At 74.0% G+C, this 17,952-nt stretch carries 11 protein-coding genes; 3 read left to right on the forward strand and 8 right to left on the reverse strand.

What is annotated here, in order from left to right:
* Positions 1 to 24: 24 nt before the first annotated feature.
* Complete coding sequence (locus ACZ4MU_RS24295) at positions 25 to 7,218, reverse strand: SDR family NAD(P)-dependent oxidoreductase (protein ID WP_467880209.1); 7,194 nt, start codon at positions 7,216 to 7,218, stop codon at positions 25 to 27.
* A gap of 813 nt (positions 7,219 to 8,031) precedes the next feature.
* Between ACZ4MU_RS24295 and ACZ4MU_RS24300 the strand changes: the two genes are divergently transcribed.
* The gene (locus ACZ4MU_RS24300; protein WP_467880211.1) at positions 8,032 to 9,300 is read left to right on the forward strand and encodes a DUF6801 domain-containing protein; all 1,269 of its coding nucleotides are present in this window, start codon (positions 8,032 to 8,034) and stop codon (positions 9,298 to 9,300) included.
* Between the two features lie 104 nt (positions 9,301 to 9,404).
* Positions 9,405 to 10,385, forward strand: coding sequence for a COG1470 family protein (locus ACZ4MU_RS24305; protein ID WP_467880214.1), 981 nt, complete (start codon positions 9,405 to 9,407; stop codon positions 10,383 to 10,385).
* A gap of 157 nt (positions 10,386 to 10,542) precedes the next feature.
* On the opposite strand, the gene ACZ4MU_RS24310 is transcribed toward ACZ4MU_RS24305, so the two are convergent.
* The gene (locus ACZ4MU_RS24310) at positions 10,543 to 11,601 is read right to left on the reverse strand and encodes a DUF6801 domain-containing protein (RefSeq protein WP_467880216.1); all 1,059 of its coding nucleotides are present in this window, start codon (positions 11,599 to 11,601) and stop codon (positions 10,543 to 10,545) included.
* A gap of 253 nt (positions 11,602 to 11,854) precedes the next feature.
* Between ACZ4MU_RS24310 and ACZ4MU_RS24315 the strand changes: the two genes are divergently transcribed.
* Positions 11,855 to 13,240 carry a DUF6801 domain-containing protein gene (locus ACZ4MU_RS24315; protein ID WP_467880219.1) on the forward strand — a complete coding sequence of 462 codons (1,386 nt, stop codon included), beginning with the start codon at positions 11,855 to 11,857 and terminating at the stop codon, positions 13,238 to 13,240.
* On the opposite strand, the gene ACZ4MU_RS24320 is transcribed toward ACZ4MU_RS24315, so the two are convergent.
* The 6 genes from ACZ4MU_RS24320 to ACZ4MU_RS24345 are packed head-to-tail and all read right to left on the reverse strand — an operon-like array spanning position 13,212 to position 17,943.
* A complete protein-coding gene (locus tag ACZ4MU_RS24320) occupies positions 13,212 to 14,441 on the reverse strand; it encodes an HTTM domain-containing protein (protein WP_467880222.1) in 1,230 nt (409 codons plus the stop codon). The two genes, ACZ4MU_RS24315 and ACZ4MU_RS24320, sit on opposite strands and share 29 nt — an antisense overlap.
* Positions 14,438 to 15,262, reverse strand: coding sequence for a DUF5819 family protein (locus ACZ4MU_RS24325; protein WP_467880225.1), 825 nt, complete (start codon positions 15,260 to 15,262; stop codon positions 14,438 to 14,440). Before ACZ4MU_RS24325 ends, ACZ4MU_RS24320 begins: the two co-directional genes overlap by 4 nt.
* Positions 15,252 to 15,854, reverse strand: coding sequence for a hypothetical protein (locus tag ACZ4MU_RS24330; RefSeq protein ID WP_467880227.1), 603 nt, complete (start codon positions 15,852 to 15,854; stop codon positions 15,252 to 15,254). Before ACZ4MU_RS24330 ends, ACZ4MU_RS24325 begins: the two co-directional genes overlap by 11 nt.
* A 5-nt stretch (positions 15,855 to 15,859) precedes the next feature.
* Positions 15,860 to 16,627 (reverse strand): hypothetical protein, encoded by a 768-nt coding sequence (locus ACZ4MU_RS24335; protein WP_467880230.1) that lies wholly within the window; start codon positions 16,625 to 16,627, stop codon positions 15,860 to 15,862.
* A 14-nt stretch (positions 16,628 to 16,641) separates the two neighbouring features.
* Entirely contained in the window at positions 16,642 to 17,226 is a 585-nt protein-coding gene (locus ACZ4MU_RS24340; RefSeq protein ID WP_467880233.1) for a hypothetical protein, read from the reverse strand.
* 18 nt (positions 17,227 to 17,244) lie between these two features.
* Positions 17,245 to 17,943, reverse strand: a complete 699-nt coding sequence (locus tag ACZ4MU_RS24345) for a hypothetical protein (protein WP_467880236.1) — start codon at positions 17,941 to 17,943, stop codon at positions 17,245 to 17,247.
* Between the last annotated feature and the right edge of the window lie 9 nt (positions 17,944 to 17,952).

The raw sequence follows: 17,952 nt of genomic DNA on the forward strand, positions 1-17,952 counted from the left end.
GCCCCTGACCGCTGGTCGCTCATCTCACCAGCCCGACGCCGTGTAGACGACGGAGGTGACCGACTCGTCGCCCCAGGCCAGCTCCCGCAGCAGGGCGAGCGCCCCCTCCTCGCGCTCTATGAGGGCCACCCCGCGCCGGGCGTACTCCCGGGCGAGGTGCGGAGTGACCATGCCGCCGTGCTCCGCCGAGGGCGCCCACGGCCCCCAGTGCACGGTCAGCGCCCGCCGCCCGGTGCGCCGCGCCCACCGCTCGCCGAGGCCCGCGAGCGCGTCGTTGGCGGCGGCGTAGTCGCCCTGCCCACGGTTGCCGAGTACGGCGGAGACGCTGCCGAACAGCACCGCCGTACGGGGGCCGTGGGCGAGCTGGGAGACGGCGTCGAGCAGCGCGCGGGCGCCGTCCACCTTCGTGGCGTACACCCGGCGGAACGACTCGGGGTCCTTCTCCTCGATGAGCCGGTCCTCTATGACGCCCGCCGCGTACACCACCAGGTCGATGCGCCCGTGCTCGGCCTGGATCTCCTTGACCGCCTGGGCCACGGCCGCGCCGTCGCGCATGTCGGTGACGCGGTACGCGGCGGGGCTGCCGAGCCGCTCCAGCCGGTCCAGGGTGTGTGCGACCTCGCGGGCCGCCAGCACGGCCCCGACCTCGCGTTCGATCGCGGCGGGTGCCAGGTCGCCACGGGCGGCGAGCAGCGCCCGCAGCGCGGGCGCGTCCGCGGCGCCCGCGAGCTCCGGGTCCTCGGGCCCGCTGGGGAGCGGGGTCCTGCCGAGGAGCTCGATCCGGCAGCGGGAGGCCGCCGCGAGCGTCAGCGCACAGTCCGCGGTGATGCCGCGTGCGCCACCGGCGAGCAGCACGACGCTGTCGCGGTCCAGCCCGAGGGCCGCCGCTTCGGCCGCCCCGTCCCCGGCTGGGCCCGCCCCCCTCCGCGCCAGAGCGCCGAGGGGGCGCTCCACGAGCGTGGGGCCGTACCGTCCGGTGGCGGTGCGCGTGACGACGGGGGCGCGGTCCTCGGCGTACAGCTCGGCCAGCAGGAATTCGGCGCGGCGCGCGGCCGTCTCCGCCGGGTCGAGGTCGACGACGCGGGCGACCACGTCCTCGTACTCGCGCCCGACGGTCCGGAACAGGCCGGGCAGCCCGGCCCCCGCCTCCTCCCCGGCGCCGGGTGCGGTCCTGCCGCAGATCAGCGCGCGCGGCCGGAGGCGCAGGGCGGCGCGGACGACCTCGAAGGCGCCGGGGAGCAGCGGCGGGGGGCCGTCGGCGGGGGCCGCGGGGACGACGGCGCCCAGATGGAAGACCCCGTCGAGCGGGCCGTCGGCCGCGTCGAGCCGCCGGTCCGTTTCGTACGCGACGACCTCGGCGCCCAGCCGCATCAGCCGCGCCGTCAGCTCTTCTGCGGTCGCCCCGCCCCCGAGCAGCGCGTAGCGCCTGCCGTGGAGGGAGGCGTCCGGCGGGGCGGACGGCAGGGGGAGAGGGGTCTCCTCCAGGAGGAAGCGGCGCGGGGCCACGCCCTGGGCGGGGTCGGGGCCGGAGTCGGGGTCGAGTCGGGGCCCGGGGTCGGATCGGCATCCGGATTCGGGCCTGGCTCCGGATCCGGGAGCGGGTTCGGCCGAGGCGATGGCGGTGGGTTCGGCCGAGGCGATGGCGGTGGGTACGGGCGTCGGGGCGGGGGCGCCGGCGACCGGCTGCGGCCCGGGGCCCGTCTCGTGCCCGGTGATCCAGGCCGTGATCGCGGCGACCGTCCGGGCCCGCGACAGCTCCTCCATCTCCGCGTCGTCGAAGGTGCGGGTCCCGGCGAGGTGGCGGGCCAGCTCGCCGACGATCTCGGTGCGCTTGATGGAGTCGATGCTCAGGTCCGCTTCGAGGTCCAGGTCCGGTTCGATCATGTCGACCGGGTAGCCGGTGCGCTCACTGATGACGGTGAGGACGGCCTGCTCGATGTCCACGACGGCCGGGCGCGGCACGTCGGCGGGCGCGCTCTCCTCTGCCTCGGCCACGGCCAAGAACTCGGCCGGGCGCGCGGCCTGTGCTACGGCATCCGTACGAGGAGGTACGGGCGGCGGCGGGACGGCGGCCCCCGTCGCCCCCAAGTGCGTGAGCAGCACGTCCCGTTGGGCCGCGACCAACTCTCGCGTGGTGCGCAGGAAGTCCGCGATGAGCTCGTGCTGTGCGTCGCCGTCTCGCGTCACCGTGCTCGTCTCCAGACTGACCCGTCGGGCCGGTTGCAGGGCTCCGGGCAGCAGATCGCCGGACCGGGTGCGCACGAGCTGGCCGTCCACGGTCCAGCCGGGCGGTTCGGGCCGCTCCGTCACCGCGCCCCGGCCGTGGAGGAGCCGCCCGGCGCGTACGGGCACACCGGCGACCGCGAGCCGCGCCAGCGACTCCAGCAGTCCCCGCAGCCCCGCGCCGGGCCGGGGCTCGCAGGCGACCGCCAGATGCGGCCGGTCGCCCAGGATCCGGCCGACGAGGCCGGTGAGCACGGTGCCGGGGCCCGCCTCGACGAAGATGCGCGCGCCCGCCGCGTACATCGCCTCGACCTGCTCGGCGAAGCACACCGGGGAGCCGATCTGCGCGGCCAGTTCGGCGCGTACGCCGTCGGGCGCGGCCGGATAGGCGGCGGCCGTCCGGTTGGCCCAGACCGGGAACTCCGGCGATCTGACGGTGTGGTGGGCCAGGGCCGTGGCGAACCGCTCGCCCGCGCCCGCGACCAGCGGGCTGTGGAAGGCGCAGGCGACCGGGATGCGCCGGACGTCGTGTCCGGCACCCCGGAGGTGGTCCATCGCCTCGTCCACCAGGGCGGTGGGGCCGGAGACGATGGTCTGGCGGGGGCCGTTGCGGTTGGCGGCCACGACCCGGCCGCCGAGCCCGGCGTCCGCGAGGACGCGCTCCACGTCGGCGGGGGCGGCCGTGACCGCGGCCATGGTGCCCGGGTCGTCCCCGAGCGAGTCGAGGATGGACTCGGCGCGGCGGGCGCTGAGATCGAGCAGCGCGTCCGGGGTGAGTGCCCCGGCGGCGGCGAGGGCCACCAGCTCGCCGTAGGAGTGCCCGGCGGCCATGTCGGGGCGGACGCCGACCGCCTCCAGCACGCGACTGGCGGTCAGACCGACGATACCGAGGGCGGGCTGGGCCTGCCGTGTGTCCTTCAACGCATCCTGCTGCCGCTCGGCGGCGCCGGGGCCGAAGGCCAGCGGCGGATAGAGCGCCGAGGCGTACGCCCCGCCCTGCCGCACCGGATACGCGGCCTCGGGAAAGGCGACCAGAAGCTCGGCGAGCATGCCGGGGCGCTGGCTGCCCTGCCCGGGGAAGAGGAAGGCGACTTTGGGGACGGCGGTGGGGGTGGGGTGATCATGGGCTGTGGGGGTGGCGGGCGCCGCGCTGTCGGTGGCGGCGGGGTTGGTGGTGGCGGGCGCCGCGCTGTCGGATTTGGCGGAGTTGGTGGTGGCGGGCGCCGCGCTGTCGGTGGCGGCGGGGTCGGTGGTTGCGGGCCTACCCGTCGCGGCGGGCCTGCCCGTCACCGCGAGCCTGTCGGCCACCGCTGGGCCGTCGGCCACCGCAGGGCTGTCGACCGCACGGCCGCCGGTCCAGGCATCACCGGCCCCCGGGCCGCCGGCCCCGGCCCCGACACCACCTCCCTCGTCCGCCAGATACACCCCCCGCCCCCGCTCCCCCGCCGCCGCCTCGCGCAGCAGCCCGCGCAGGTCCTCCACGCTCTCCGCCACCACCGCGATCCGCACCGCTCCCGGGCGGCTCCCGGTGCGTCGGGCCGCCGCCAGGGCCAGGTCCCGCAGTCGCGGGCCGGGGCCCGGCGCGTCCGGTTCGCCCAGTTCGCCCAGCAGCCACTCCGCCTCCCGCCCGGCCGCCGCCGCGTCCGCGCCGCGGAACAGGAACAGTTCGGCCGGCCACGTCTCGTACCCCGCCTCCGGGGGCGCGGCCTCGGTGTGGGCCGTGAGCACCGCGTGGAAGTTGGTGCCGCCGAAGCCGAACGCGCTCACCCCGGCCACCCGTTCGGCCGCCGGCGCCGCCCAGGGCCGGGCCTCGGCGTGGAAGGCGAAGGGGCTGGTCGCGGGCGACCAGGCGGCGTTCGGCTCCTGGAGGTGGAGGGTCGGCGGGGTGATCCCGGTGTGCAGGGCCATCGCCGCCTTGATCAGCCCCGCCAGGCCCGCCGCGCATTTGGTGTGCCCCAGCTGGGACTTGACGGAGCCGAGGGCGCAGCCGCCGGGCGCCGCGCCCGCCTCGGTGAACACCTCGGTCAGCGTGGCGAGTTCGGTGCGGTCGCCGACCACGGTCCCGGTGCCGTGCGCTTCGACCAGGCCGACCCGGGCGGGCGAGATCCCGGCCGCCCGGTAGGCCCGTTCCAGCGCGGCCCGCTGGCCCTCGGGCCGGGGCGCGGTGAGTCCGAGGGAGCGGCCGTCGCTCGCGCTGCCGACGCCTTTGACCACGGCGTAGACGCGGTCGCCGTCCCGCTCCGCGTCGGCGAGGCGTTTCAGCGCGACACAGGCCACGCCCTCGCCCAGGACCGTGCCGTCCGCACGGGCGTCGAACGTACGGGAGCGACCGCTCGGGGAGAGGGCGCGGACGGAGGAGAAGAGCAGATAGTCGTTGATGCCGTTGTGCAGGTCGGCGCCGCCGCAGAGCACCATCTCGCTGGTGCCGGAGGCGAGTTCCTTGCAGGCCACGTCCAGCGCGGCGAGCGAGGAGGCACAGGCCGCGTCGACGGTGTAGTTGGCGCCGCCCAGGTCGAGGCGGTTGGCTATCCGGCCCGCGATGACGTTGGCGAGCATGCCGGGGAAGGAGTCCTCGGTGAGCTTCGGCAACTGCTCCTCCACGGCCGCCGGTATCTCGCCGAGATAGCCGGGCAGGACCGTGCGCAGGGTGGTGGCGCCGGACAGGTCGCTGCCGGACTCCGCGCCGAAGACCACGGACGTACGGGAGCGGTCGAAGGGCCGGTCGCCGTAGCCCGCGTCGTCGAGGGCCCGCCGCGCGGCTTCGAGGGCGAGGAGCTGTACGGGCTCGATGCTGCCGAGCGAGGCGGGCGGGATGCCGTAGGCGAACGGGTCGAAGGGGATCGGGGGCAGGAAGCCTCCCCACCGCGACACGGTGGTGCCCGGGCGCTCACCGGTGGGGTCGTGGTAGATCTCCTGGTCCCAGCGGTCGGCGGGGACCTCGGTGACCGCGTCGACCCCGCCGACGACGTTGGCCCAGTACGTCGCGAGGTCGGGGGCCTGCGGGAACATGCAGGCCATGCCCACGACGGCGATGTCCAGCGGTCGCGCGGCGGGCTCCTCGGCCCTCTCCCCGGCGGCCCCCAGGGTCTCGCGCAGCCCGGCCGCGCGCCGCTCGGCGAAGGCGGTGGCGCCCCGGCTCACGGCGTCGTGCAGCGCGCCCACGGTCGTGGCCGCCGAGCGCAGCACGGCCACCTCCCCGGCCATGAACATCCCGGCGTCGAGCTGGCGTTGCTCGGAAACGGGCCTGAGCTCGGCGCCGGCGCGCTCCACGCCCTTGCTGGCGATCCGCAGCCGCCCGATGTTCAGCCGCTCCAGCTCCTCCCAGGCGCGCCGGTCGGGGGTGCCTTCGGCGCGCAGGCGGGCGCGGGTCGCCGCGTAGTCGGCGGTGTACGGGCTCGCGACACAGCGGGTGGCGTGGCCCGGGGCGCTCTCCAGCAGCGCGGTGGTCCCGGCGGCGATCACCTGGCGCTGGAAGACCGGCTGGATCGCACCGCACGCGACGGCCTCGGCCGTGAAGAGATAGGCGGTCCCCATCAGGATGCCGACCGCGACCCCGCGCGCCGCGAGCGGAGCGGTGAGCGCGGCGGCCATGGCCGCGGAGCGCTCGTCGTGGATGCCGCCCGCGAGCAGCACCTGGAAGTCGCCCGCGGCGCCGGGCGCGCGCCCCACGTACTCCTCGACCACCGCCAACTGCGCCTCCCAGAGCGGAAAGCTGTTGCGCGGCCCGACATGTCCGCCGCATTCGGCACCTTCGAAGACAAACCTACGCATGCCCATGTCAATGAATTGGCTGAGCAGCGTCGCCGACGGCACATGCAGGAACGTCCGGATACCGGCCGCCTCCAGGTCCTTCGCCTGGGAGGGGCGGCCCCCGGCGATGATCGCGTGGGTGGGCCGGACGGCCCGCACGGCGGCCAGTTGCTCGGCCCGCAGACGGGTGTCGGTGAAGCCGAGGATGCCCACGCCCCAGGGCTGTCCGCCCAGTTCGTCACGGGTGCGTTCGAGCAGGGTGCGGCTCTGCTCACCGTCGGACAGGGCGAGCGCCAGCATCGGCAGCGCCCCCTCGCGCGCCACGGCCGCCGCGAAGCCCGCCCGGTCGCTGACCCGGGTCATGGGGCCCTGCACGACCGGCAGCCGGGTGCCGAGCGCCCGCGCCATGGGAGATCCGGCCGCCAGGGTCCGGGGTGCGGCGGGGTCGGTGACCGCGCCGAGGATCGCCTCGCGCACCCCGCGTACGGCACCGGCCACGGTGCCCCACCGGTCGGCGAACGCGACGGCGAGGAACCCGTCCTGCCCGACGGGCAGCTCAAGGCCGGTGCGGGCGTTGCGCAGCGCCCGCACCCCGTCGACCACGGTCGTCCCGGACCCGTCCATCGCACGCAGCGCGGCGGCCGCCTCGTCGGCGATCCCCGACTCGGCGAGCAGCGCCAGCTGGGTGTCGAGGACGACCCCGGCGGCGCCCCCGGCCACGGCACCCGCCGCCGTACGCGGACCGATGCCCCCGCAGGCCCACACGGGCAGGTCGTACGCCGGGTCGGCGAGCAGCGCCTGGAGCAGGACGAAGGTGCTCAGTTCGCCGCCTCGGCCCCCGCACTCACTGCCGCGCGCCACGAGTCCGTACGCGCCATCGGCCACGGCCCAGCGCGCCTCGTCACGGTCGCCCGCCTCGGCCATCACCCGGGTCCGGCCACTCAGCCGGCCGGTTTTCCAGCGGGCGTCTGAGGCGAGCAGCACCACGGGCGGCAGGGCGCCGCCGCACTCCTCGGCCACCTCCTCGGGCGTCAGCGCGCAGGAAGGCCCGACCCGGACGCCGAAGACGCCGGACGTCCAGCGGTGGGCGCGGGCGAGGGCTTCTCTGGCCCGGCGGTCGCCCGACCCGAGGTCCAGCACTCCGAAGCCGCCGGCCCGGCGGACCGCGGCGACCGGACGCGGGTCGGGCAGACCTAACGGGCTCACTGCGATGACAAGTCCAGGGTTCGGCGCTACGGGCGTCATGAACACTCCGAATCAGACCGATGGTGCCGCGAGGGGGGTGACGGCAGCGGCGAGCACGGGAGCGGCGGGACCGCCGGACAGCCCGGGGGTGGGGCCGTCCGACGGTCCCGGGCCGCCGGTGAAGCTCGTGCCGCTGCCGGGAGGTGCGCTGATACGGGGACGTGCGCTGGTGCCGGATGTCGTACCGCTGCCGGGAGTTGCGGTGGTGCGGGGTCGCACGGTGGGGCGGGGACGCACGGTGGGGCGGGGGCGCTCGACGGCACCCTGGGGCGATGAGGGCAGGCGTGGTCTCTTGCGGGCCGACGCGGTCGCCTGCCGTTCGGCCGGGGCCGACCATACCGACCACGGGGAGCGGCTGCCAGGGCGCCTCACACCCTGCCGCGCCTTCCTCGGCCGTCCCGGCTTCCCCATGGGCTCCACCTTCCCTGACGTTCCGTCATATCTGACGTGTCATCACATTGCAATCGTCGCGGGAGTGGCCGCGGGTCCCCGCCGGACACCCCTCGCGGGGCCCGCTGCCGCATACGGGCGGGCCCTCATGCCCCTCCGGGGTTCCGGAATCCTCTTTTTCCCCTCCCTTTTCCTCCCGTTTCCATTCCGGCCGAATTCCAGAATTTGTCACGCAGGTGAGCATGTGTGCGGCGGAGACAAGAAAAGGCATGGCCTTACTCACCGCGGTGACAAGAAACAGGAATGACCGGCCCCTTGGACACCCTTGCATATCCGGCGCCTTGACCGTCTCCCTACTCGCAAGTAGTTTACGCATCCGAAACGCGGAACTTCCCTGTCCGTACAACACACAAGAGGTACCTCATGGGAGCTCGGCAAAGGAAGTCCGGGGCGCGAACCGCCCTGGCCGTCACCGCCGTCGGCGGTGTCGTCGCGGGGTTTCTCGGCTTCGCGGGAGCCGGGGCCGCGCAAGCCGCACCGGCGAAACTCGTCCAGCAGTACGAGTGCGTATTCCCGCTGATCGGCAACGACCCGATCGAGGCCACCATCACGGCCGAGATACCGACCGAGATCGAGGCCGGTACGCCGTCTCCCGCATTCGCGGTGAACGCGGCCACGAAGGTGAGCTCACGGGCGGCGCAGGGGCTCGGCCTGGTCGGTGGCAAGACGCTCGAAGGCATGGCGAGGGCGAGCGTCACGGTATACACGCCGGACGGCCCGCTCTCGGGAATCGGTGTGGAGAACACGGTCGAGAAGACCAACATCCCGAGCCCGCCGGCCGACTTCACGGTCAACGCCAAAGGCAACGCGCCCTCGCTGACCTTCAACACCCCCGGTGACGCGCGGATCGAGGTGAACGGGATCGGCCTGCACGACATGATCGTGCGCGACGCCAACGGGAAGCCGATCCAGCTGGTCACGGGCAAGGACACGTTCGACGCGCCGTGCACGCTGAAGTCGTCGGAGAAGATCCTCGCGAGCTTCAAGGTCGTGGCGAAGAACCCCACCAACCCGACCAATCCGACCGACCCCACCAACCCTACGAACCCAACCAACCCGACCGACCCCACCAATCCCACGAACCCTACGAACCCCACCAACCCGACCGACCCAACCAACCCGACCAACCCGACCAACCCGACCAACCCCACCGACCCGACCGCCCCCTCCGGTTCCACTGCCCAGCAGAACCTGAGCACCCAGGTGAAGGCCGCGGCCGGGACGCTCTCCATGAGCCAGCCCGGTGACAATGTGGCCCTGTCCGCCGTGGACCAGGGCGTGGGCGGCGTCTCCAGCGGCAATATGCAGACCGTCACGGTCAAGGACGACCGCAACGGCGCCACCGGCTGGTCGCTGACCGGCAAGGTCACCGACTTCACCGGTACGGCCGGTTCGATCGCCGCGGACAAGCTCCGCTGGAAGCCCTCGTGCGTCTCCGCGCCGGGCTCCAAGAGCAACTGCGTGGCCGGGACCGAGGGCCCCGTCGGAACGGTGGGCGCCACCCTGGCCGGAGCGCCCGACGCCCCCGCCACCGGCGGCCGGTTCACCGTGGACAGCGCGCTCTCCCTCGCCATCCCCGCGACGACCGCCGCGGGCGACTACAAGGCCGTGCTCACCCTCACCCTGACGTGAGTCGCGCCTCCCCCGGGCCGGTCGCACCCAGCGACCGGCCCGCTTCCGTCCCCTCCTCGCTCCCGACCTCCGTCCCCGCTTCCGGCCCCATGAGGGGGAACCGTATGAGCCACCGCAGCACTCCGCGGCGCCCGGCGCCGCTTCTCGTCGTCCTCGGGCTGCTCGCGGCGTTCGCCGCTCTGCCGCTGCCGTCCGCCCACGCCGCCGACAACGGACGCTGGTCGGTCTTCCCGGTGCATCGGAGCGGCCCCAAAACACCGGCGCGGGCGTACTTCCGGATGGCCGCCGACCGGGGGGCCACCGTCCGCGACCAGGTGACGATCAAGAACCTCGACGCCCGGACGGCAACCTTCCAGCTGTACGGGACGGACGGCTACAACACCCCGCGCGACGGCGGTTTCGCGGTACGGAACAAGGCCGAGCGGATGACCGGCGTCGGGGCCTGGACGCGTCTGGACCGCAGCGAGGTGACCGTTCCCGGCGGCGGCCAGGTCACCGTCCCGTTCACGCTCACCGTGCCCGCGGGGGCCGAGCCCGGTGACCACCCGGGCGCGATCGTGGCCCTGGACACCCGGCTGGGCAGCTCCGACGGGAACGGCGTCGCGGTCCAGCAGGCCGTCGGAGCCCGCGTCTATCTGAAGGTGAACGGCGCCCGGGTACAGGGGCTGCGGATCGACGACGTGCGCTTCCGCTACAGCGCCCCGCTGGTGCCGGGGACCGGTCGCGCCGCGACCATCTCGTACGCGCTGGTCAACAGCGGCAACGTGATGCTCTCGCCGCAGGTCACCCTGCGCGCGAAGGGGGTGTTCGGGCACACCGCTTTCGAGCCGCCGGGCCGGCGGCTGCCCGCCGAACTGCTGCCGGGCCAGCGCGTCGAGGTGACCCAGAAGTGGGTCGGGCCGCCGCTCGTGGACTGGGGGAACGTCGAGGTGACCGCCTCCGACACCGCCGGTGACCTGGTCGAGAGCGCCGAGGTCGGCTACGCCACGGTGAACTGGACGGTCGTCGCCCTCGCCGGGCTCGTGCTGGCCGGAGGGGCGGTGTGGCTGGTGCTGCGGCGGCGCGCGGCGGCCCGGGAAGGGTGAAGGGGGGCCAGGGCGGGGCGGGGTGACGGGTCGGGGCGGGGTCACGGGTCCGGCGCTTGTCGCCCGCCCCGCCGAAGACGGTGGCGGTGGCGGTGGCGACCGTACGGAGGGGGCCGTACGAAGGGGGTTGTACGGGAAGGAGCCATGCGCGGACGGCTCACGCCTCGGTGTCGTCGCTCTCGCCCCGGATGCGGCGCGGCGCGTAGTGGAAGGCCACGATGCCCGCCGCGCCGAGCACTCCGGCACCGGCGAGCAGCCGGCCCGCGGTGGCGGCACCGGTGCCCGCGAGGCTGCCGCCGCCGCTGCGGGGGCCGTTGACGTGGGTGACCAGGCCGGTGCCGCCGGAGGTGCCGGTCACACCGCTCGCGCCTTCGGTCGTCCCCGGTGGCGGGACGGAGGTGCCGCCACGCGGGCCGCCGCTCGTCGCGGTGGGGCCTGCGGTGCCGCCGGGACCCGTGGGGCTCGGACCGGTCGGGGTCGGACCCGTCGGGGTCGGACCGGTCGTCGCGGAGCCGGTCGGAGAGGGGCTGGCGGGGGTGGGCGAGCCTGGGCCGGTGGGCTTCGGGCCCGTGGGGTCGGCGCCGGTGATGGTGAACCGGTGCAGCGTCCTGTTCTGGTCGGCCGGTTTGAGGGTGCAGGGCGCCTCGAACACGTCCCCGTACGGGGGCAGCCTCACGATCCTGCCCGCCGCGTCCCGGGCCGTCAGCTTCAGCGTGAGCGCGTTGACGTCGAGGGTGGCCGCGCCGGGCCTGCGGAAGGAGAGCGAGGGAGCCGCGCCGGATGCCCTGACCTCGAAGTCCCTGGGCGGGCTGGGCACTTCGGCCTTCGCCACGGTGGTGTCCACGCCGACGTCGAGCTGGTCGCCACCCGGCAGGTTCACCGTGGCGCTCGCCGAGGCGACGCCCTCCACGCTCTTCGCGCCCACGAGCCCGAGGCCCTGGGCCGCCCGCGCGCTCACCGTGGACAGCGCGTCGATCCGTATCGCGCCCGTCCGCGTGTTCACCGGGACCGTGGCGGGCAGCTCGGCGGTGATCGCCACCTTGAGCGGATCCGCCCCGATCAGCGGGAACGCGCACTCGTACGTCTGCGAGAGCCGGGCCTCCACGGCTGCCGCCCCTCCCGCCCCGTACGAGAGGAGCGCGCCGCCCGCCAGCGCTAGGGCCGCCGGAGCGCCGAGCGCGCATTTCAGCCTGGTTCTGCTTTTGGAGACTCCCATACCTCCAGGAAAGTACTGAGGCCGGTAAGTGCGGTCAACGGCGCTTCACGCCCTTTTCACATCCGTCCGAAATCACGTCCGCACCCAGGGGAGAACACGCACCGGACAACGAAAAAAGGCCGATCGATTCATCAGGTGCTGCCAATTCGCAATTTACGGTCCGTCCGGTACCGATTTTAACCTTGACCCCCACCTTACCGCTCAGTAGTTTCCGGTCCGGAAACAATGGTTTCACCACTGCGAAAGGCAGCTCATGGGAATGCAGAGGAAGCGGACCAAGGGGACGCTGTCGACGCTGGCCGTCACCGCGGCCATCGGCGTGGTCGCCACTACGGTGTCGGCCACCGCGGCGGGTACGGCGACGGCGGCACCGGCCAAGCTGGTGCAGGACTACTCCTGCGTCCTCCCCCTGATCGGCGCCGACCCGATCAAGATCACCATCACGGCCGACATCCCGTCCGAGATCCCGAAGGGCCAGGCGACCCCGGCCTTCCAAATCGACGCGAACACGTTAGTGAGCTCCCGGGCGGCGCAGGGCCTCGGACTGGTCGGCGCCAAGACCCTGGAGGGCAAGGCCACCGCCGACGTCACGGTGAACACCCCGTCCGGGCCACTCTCCGGGATCAAGGTCGAGAACGACGTGGCCAAGGGCAACATCCCCAGCCCGCCCGCCGACTTCTCGGTCCTCGCCACCGGCCACGCGCCCTCGCTGACCTTCGACCGGACCGGCGACGGCAGCATCGACGTCAACAACATCGCACTGCACGACATGATCGCGCGGGATGCCAACGGCAAGCCGGTTCAACTGGTCACGGGGAAGGACACGTTCGACGCGGCGTGCACCCTGACGTCGACGGACAAGACCCTGCACCGCTTCAAGGTCGTCGACAACGACCCGACCAACCCCACGAACCCGACCAACCCAACCGACCCCACGAACCCCACCAACCCAACTGACCCATCCAACCCAACGAACCCCACCAACCCGACCGACCCGACCGACCCGACCAACCCAACGAACCCGACGGATCCCACCAACCCAACCGACCCGACCAACCCAACGAACCCCACCAACCCGACTGACCCGACTGACCCGACCAACCCCACAGACCCCACCAACCCCAACCCACCCGTCCACCTGAGCTACGGCCTCACCGGCAGTTCGACCATCAAGGCCGCCAACGGGACCGCCGCGCTGGCCGGGGGGATCGAGGCCGACTTCGACCTCGGCTCGGGCACGTACAACGCGGACCTGACGCTGAACCCGACCTCCGGGAAGTTCTCGATCCTCGGGTTCCTCCCGGCGACCGCGAAGATCGAGTTCCAGCAGGTGGGCCGGACGAACGGCACGCTCAACACCGCCGGTGACCTCACCACCAGGTCGAGCATGTACGTGAAGCTCCCCCAGATAGCCGTCTTCGGCATCCCGCTGGGCGGCGGCGCGGACTGCAAGAGCGGTACCGCCGCCGACATCAACCTCACCTCGGACGGCAGGTTCGACCCGCTGAGCGGAGGCAAGCTCAAGGGCACCTACACCCTGCCCCCGCTGAAGAGCTGCGGCGCGCTCAACGACATCCTGAGCGCCTTCACCTCGGGCCCGGGCAACACCATCAGCATGACGCTCGCCAAGAAGGGGTGACGCCCTCCCCTTCCTCCGAGCGGGCCGCCAGGCCGGCCTCCGCGCCCCAGGCGTCGGGGGCCGGCCGTCTGCCGCCCCTCAGGCGCCGCCGCAGCACGCCCGCCCACTCCCCCGTGGCCACCAGGAACCCGGTCGGCAGGAAAACCAGGTCGGCCGCGATCATCGAAAGCGAGAAGTACGGCAGTCCGAGCAGCAGCCCGATGCCGATGTGCTCGGCGAACAGCAGCGCCAGCAGGACGTTCTTGACCCGCCGGTCGAGCAGGCTGAAGGGGAAGGCGACCTGCACGAGCACCGTTCCGTACGTCAGGGCGAGGACGGTCAGGGCGTGTGAGGAGAGGGCGTGCGAGAGCGCGGGGTACGGCTCCAGCCAGTCCAGCCCGGCCGACCAGTACACGGCGGTACCGTCCTGCCAGGGCGCGCCCTGGATCTTGTACCAGCCTGCCGACGCGTACAGCAGGCACAGCTGGATCATCATCATCGCCACCGCGCCGTTGTGCAGCAGATGGCCGATCAGCTCCAGCGTGCGGCGCACGCCAGGACGGCCGCGCATCCCGCGCCACACCGCCTGGCCCGTCCAGCAGCCCCACAGCAGCAGCGCCCAGCCGCCGCCGAGCAGCCCCAGGAGCGTCGACCAGACGAGGACCAGGCCACAGCCCGTCCACAGCGCCGTGCCCGTACGGTCGCCCGTCTCCGCGACGCGCCCGCGCCGGCGCGCGTCCAGCGACCACACCTGGGCGCACCGGGTGAAGACGAGGTAGACCGCGGTGATGCGGAAGATGGTGTCGCCCGCGTTGAGCACGTTCTCGTTGCGGTGGTCGAGGGAGAGGACGCTGATGAGGAAGAGCAGGGAGGTCGTCCGGGTGCGCCAGCCGAGCAGGAGCGCCACGGCGACGGCCACCGAGAGCAGGTAGAACACCTCGAACCACAGCTCGCTCCCGGACCAGCGCAGCACGCTGAAGGCGTGGCTGCGGTCGAGCGCGTGCTCCGCGAGACGCCGGCTCCACGGTGCGTCCGGCCCCCAGATGCTCCGGCGCCGCCAGAACTCGTGGACGAGCAGCAGCAGCCAGATCCCGGCCAGTCCGATGCGTACGGCCGCGCTCTGATGGGCCCACACGCGCGGGTCGCACGCCCGGCCCAGCATCCGGTCGAGCCTCGACGGCCCCGCCCCGTCGGCAGCCGGGTGAGGTCTCATGACGCTCATGACGTACGCCCCTCGGCGAAGTCGGCGGCGCCCACCGGCCACCACGGGTAGAGGCGCACCACCGGCGCGGTGCGGGGGGCGCGCGTCTTCCAGGGCGGGGGCGGGACGGTGGTGTCGGTGGAGCGGAACTGGATCCGTTCCACGCGCGCCCCCCGCGGAGTGGCGGGCATCCGGGACAGGGCGAGGCGCTTGAGGTACTGCTCACTGTCGAGCCCGGCCGCGCCGATGGGCCGCTGCTGGGGGTCGTGCGAGGTCAGCATCTTCGTCCAGGCGGTGGCGAGTTGCTGGCGGATGCGGCTGGGCAGGGGGTTGCCGCGCAGCTCGGCCAGGTCTTGCGCGGTCAGGTCCCGCCAGGGCCCGGTCCGCAGGGTGCCGTCCGCCGCGCGCAGTTCGACGCGGGCGGCGACCGCCGTCATGGTGCGGGTGATGTCGGGCGCGAAGAGCTGCCAGCTCTGGGAGAACTCGGGGGCCATGTAGGCGTTGACCGTGCCGCCGATGGCGTCGGTGGCCGCGTTGCGCGGGGCGAGGTGCAGGAAGGTCGCGCCGGTGTGGACGAGCAGCCCGAGGGCGACGGCGCCCGCCGCGACGACGACGGCCAGCCGCTGCCCGGGCGAGAGCTCAGACAGGGGCTGGTGCGGGTCGGGTCCGGGGCAGTCGGGTCCGGAGGGCTCGGGCCGGGGACGTTCGGGTCCTGGACGCTCGGATCCGCAGGGCTCGGGCCGGGGATGCTCGGCCCCGGAGCGCTCGGACCCCGGGTGGCGCCCGGGCTCGCGACGCCCGGAGCCGGGGCGTTCGGCACGGCCAGTCGTCTCATGAGCCATCGCGCACCCCCTCCCCGCCCCCGGCCGCCTTGACGGCCGCCGCGCAGTCCGGGTTGTCGTCGAACGCCTTCCGCAGCTTCGGGTCCGTCCGGAGGTCGTCGGCGGGACCCTTGTAGGCGCTCACCGCCTTCAGGGACGAACCCGCCGCGTCCAGCGCCGACTTCAGCGACTTCTCGTCGGTGACCTGGGCCCGGGAGAGCGTGGTGACCGCGTCCCCCACCGACGTACGTGCCCGGTCCAGCCGGGCGAGGGCCGTGCCCAGCGCGCTCGCGCCACCGTCGACGGGCGGGGCCCCGTCCTTCTGGAGGTCCGTGCGCAGCGCCCCGAGCCGCTGGGAGAGCGCGGTGAGGAAGGTGACCAGCCGGCTCTTCGCCCGTTCCGGCTGCGTCCGGTCGACCGTGGGCACCGCGAGTCCGGCCCCGCTGTCCGCCAGGTGCGCGCAGACGCCGCCCGCCCAGTCCACCTCGGGCGGCGGCTGCGCCGAGGAGCCGCACGCGGTGGCCGGTACGGCGACGGCGGCGAGCAGCGCGAGGTGCGCCGCGGCCCGCTTCAGCTGTCGGGTCGGCCGTCGGGTCGGCTGTCGAGGAAACACGGCCCTCACTCCTTGCCCTGGTCGGTCGGGGCGCCCGGTGCGCGCTGGAAGGTGTCGAGGGAGGCGATCCGCCAGGCGCCGTCCCGGCGGACCGCGTCGACGGCGAACATCGCGGCGGCGACGGTGGTGCCACCGCCCTTGCCGGTACGGGTACTCGCCTGGTCGGCAAAGACCAGCACACGGGCCCGGTCCCCGTCGACGACCTCGACGCCGCTGTCGGTGACCGTGGTGGTCAGCACGAGTCTCTGCCGTGGCCCCTGCTCGCGGACCGGCCCCATCAGGCTCCGGTACTGCGTCACGGCCGCGCCGGTCAGCAGGCGCGCGGCCGCCGCCTCGGTCCTGGCCGGGTCGGTGTGGTCGTACGAGAAGATCCCCCGCACGGCCTCCTCGACGGCGCCCTTCACCTCGCTGGTCCGGGCGGTGTCGGCCAGCGCGGTGTTGTGCCCGGCGCCGTCGTTGTCGCCGCGTCCCCCCTGGACGTAAGCGAGGACGGAGAACGCGGAGAGCAGTACGGCCAGGGCGGCGAGGGCCGTGGGCCACGGCAGGAACCGGCTCCTGACGGGCCGGGCCACGGGCGGCCTGGGACCGGGGCCGGGGCCGGGGTTTGCGCGTGCGGTACGCCGGGGGGCGGGTGTCCGGCGCTGCCCGGAGGGGGCCTGCTCGGACGGGGCCTGGCCCAGATCGGCGGTCCCGGGACCGGTCGGCCGGGGGACGGGCGGGCGGGCCGCTGCCAGGCGGCGCTGCCGGTTGACGAGGTGGCGGGTGGTCGACATCGCGGGCCTCCGGGTCAGCTGCCGCTGGGGGTGGTCGTACCGCCGGACGGGGCGGCGGAGGGTGCGGCCGCGTCGCCGACCGGCGCCTGGCCCAGCCTGCTGAGCTTCCAGCCCTGCGGGGTGCGGGTGAGTTCGCCGAGCATCCGGCTGTCCTTGGTGCTGGTCCGCCGGTCCGCGGCGACCACGGTGACGCGGGTCGCGACCATCACCCGGGCCCGGCCCGCCCGTTCGTCGAGTTCGGTGACCGCGCCGGAGAGCACCTTGGCGGTGGTCGTGGTTCCGGCCTTCTCGACCTGCTGAGCGAACTGCTTCCTGCTGTCCCTGAGTTCCTTGAGCAGGTCGCCGGTGGCCGACTCCTCCCAGAGGTCGAGGCCGTGGGCCAGGTCGCCGTGGTCGAGGGTGTTCATGTTCTGCACGCCCTGTTCCCCCGCTTGCAGCACCTCGTCCCTGGTACGGGAGAACGCGGCCCGCTCGTCATGTGCCTCCGCGTACCAGGAACTTCCCGTCCACACCGCGAACGCGCAGGCCAGCGCTGCCGCGAGCCCGGCTGCTGCCGTAAGCGGCGGCCGTCCGCGCGTGGCCGATGTCCTCCGTGCCATGGCACCTCCCCACTCGCCCTAGCGGGCCTTGATCGCTGTGATCCGCCAGTGGCCGCCCTCGCGCGCGGCGGACACCGAAAGCTGTGCGGCCACCGTCGTCGCGCTGCCGCCGCGCCGCACACCGGTCTGGTCGAGGAAGAGCAGCAGCTCGGCACGGGTGGCCGTGAGCCGGGTGACCCCGGCGCGGGCGACCCTGGTGGTGAGTGTCAGCCGCTGTTCCGCCACGCGTCGGCGGACCTGCGCGAAGAGCGCGTCGTACTCCTTCGCCGCCTGGCCCCGCAGCAGCACGCGCGCCTCGTCGCGGGTGCGGGTCAGGGTGGCCGGGTCGTAGCTGAACACCCTGGTCGCGGCCGTCCCCACCTCCGCCAGCACCTCGTCGGTCGCCGCGCGGTCGGTCAGGGCGCGGTTGGCGGTGGCCGGGTCGTGCCTCGACTGCCCGGCGAGCAGCGAGAGGACTCCGCCCGCAGCCAGCAGGGCCGCGATGAGCAGCGGCAGCAGGAGGCGGCGGCGCGTACGGGGACGGGCCGGGACTGCTTCCTCGGCGGCCGGGTCCGTGGTGTCCGGCCGCTCCTCAGGAGCGGGGTCCGTGGCGTCCAGCCGCTCCTCGGTAGCAGCCACCGTGGTGTCCCGCCCCTCTCCGGGGGCGGGGGCCGCGCTCTTCGGCCGGTCCTCGGCGGCGGGCGCCGGGGTATCCGGCTGCTTCTCGGTCGTGGTCATCGTCGCCCC

It is taken from the genome of Streptomyces sp. NPDC026377 (genome assembly GCF_055567715.1).

Bases quoted from the DNA above. Each gene is read 5' to 3' on its own strand.
- ACZ4MU_RS24295 (WP_467880209.1), bottom strand. From the start codon at position 7,218: ATGACGCCCGTAGCGCCGAACCCTGGACTTGTCATCGCAGTGAGCCCG.
- ACZ4MU_RS24300 (WP_467880211.1), top strand. From the start codon at position 8,032: ATGGGAGCTCGGCAAAGGAAGTCCGGGGCGCGAACCGCCCTGGCCGTC.
- ACZ4MU_RS24305 (WP_467880214.1), top strand. From the start codon at position 9,405: ATGAGCCACCGCAGCACTCCGCGGCGCCCGGCGCCGCTTCTCGTCGTC.
- ACZ4MU_RS24310 (WP_467880216.1), bottom strand. From the start codon at position 11,601: ATGGGAGTCTCCAAAAGCAGAACCAGGCTGAAATGCGCGCTCGGCGCT.
- ACZ4MU_RS24315 (WP_467880219.1), top strand. From the start codon at position 11,855: ATGGGAATGCAGAGGAAGCGGACCAAGGGGACGCTGTCGACGCTGGCC.
- ACZ4MU_RS24320 (WP_467880222.1), bottom strand. From the start codon at position 14,441: ATGAGCGTCATGAGACCTCACCCGGCTGCCGACGGGGCGGGGCCGTCG.
- ACZ4MU_RS24325 (WP_467880225.1), bottom strand. From the start codon at position 15,262: ATGGCTCATGAGACGACTGGCCGTGCCGAACGCCCCGGCTCCGGGCGT.
- ACZ4MU_RS24335 (WP_467880230.1), bottom strand. From the start codon at position 16,627: ATGTCGACCACCCGCCACCTCGTCAACCGGCAGCGCCGCCTGGCAGCG.
- ACZ4MU_RS24340 (WP_467880233.1), bottom strand. From the start codon at position 17,226: ATGGCACGGAGGACATCGGCCACGCGCGGACGGCCGCCGCTTACGGCA.
- ACZ4MU_RS24345 (WP_467880236.1), bottom strand. From the start codon at position 17,943: ATGACCACGACCGAGAAGCAGCCGGATACCCCGGCGCCCGCCGCCGAG.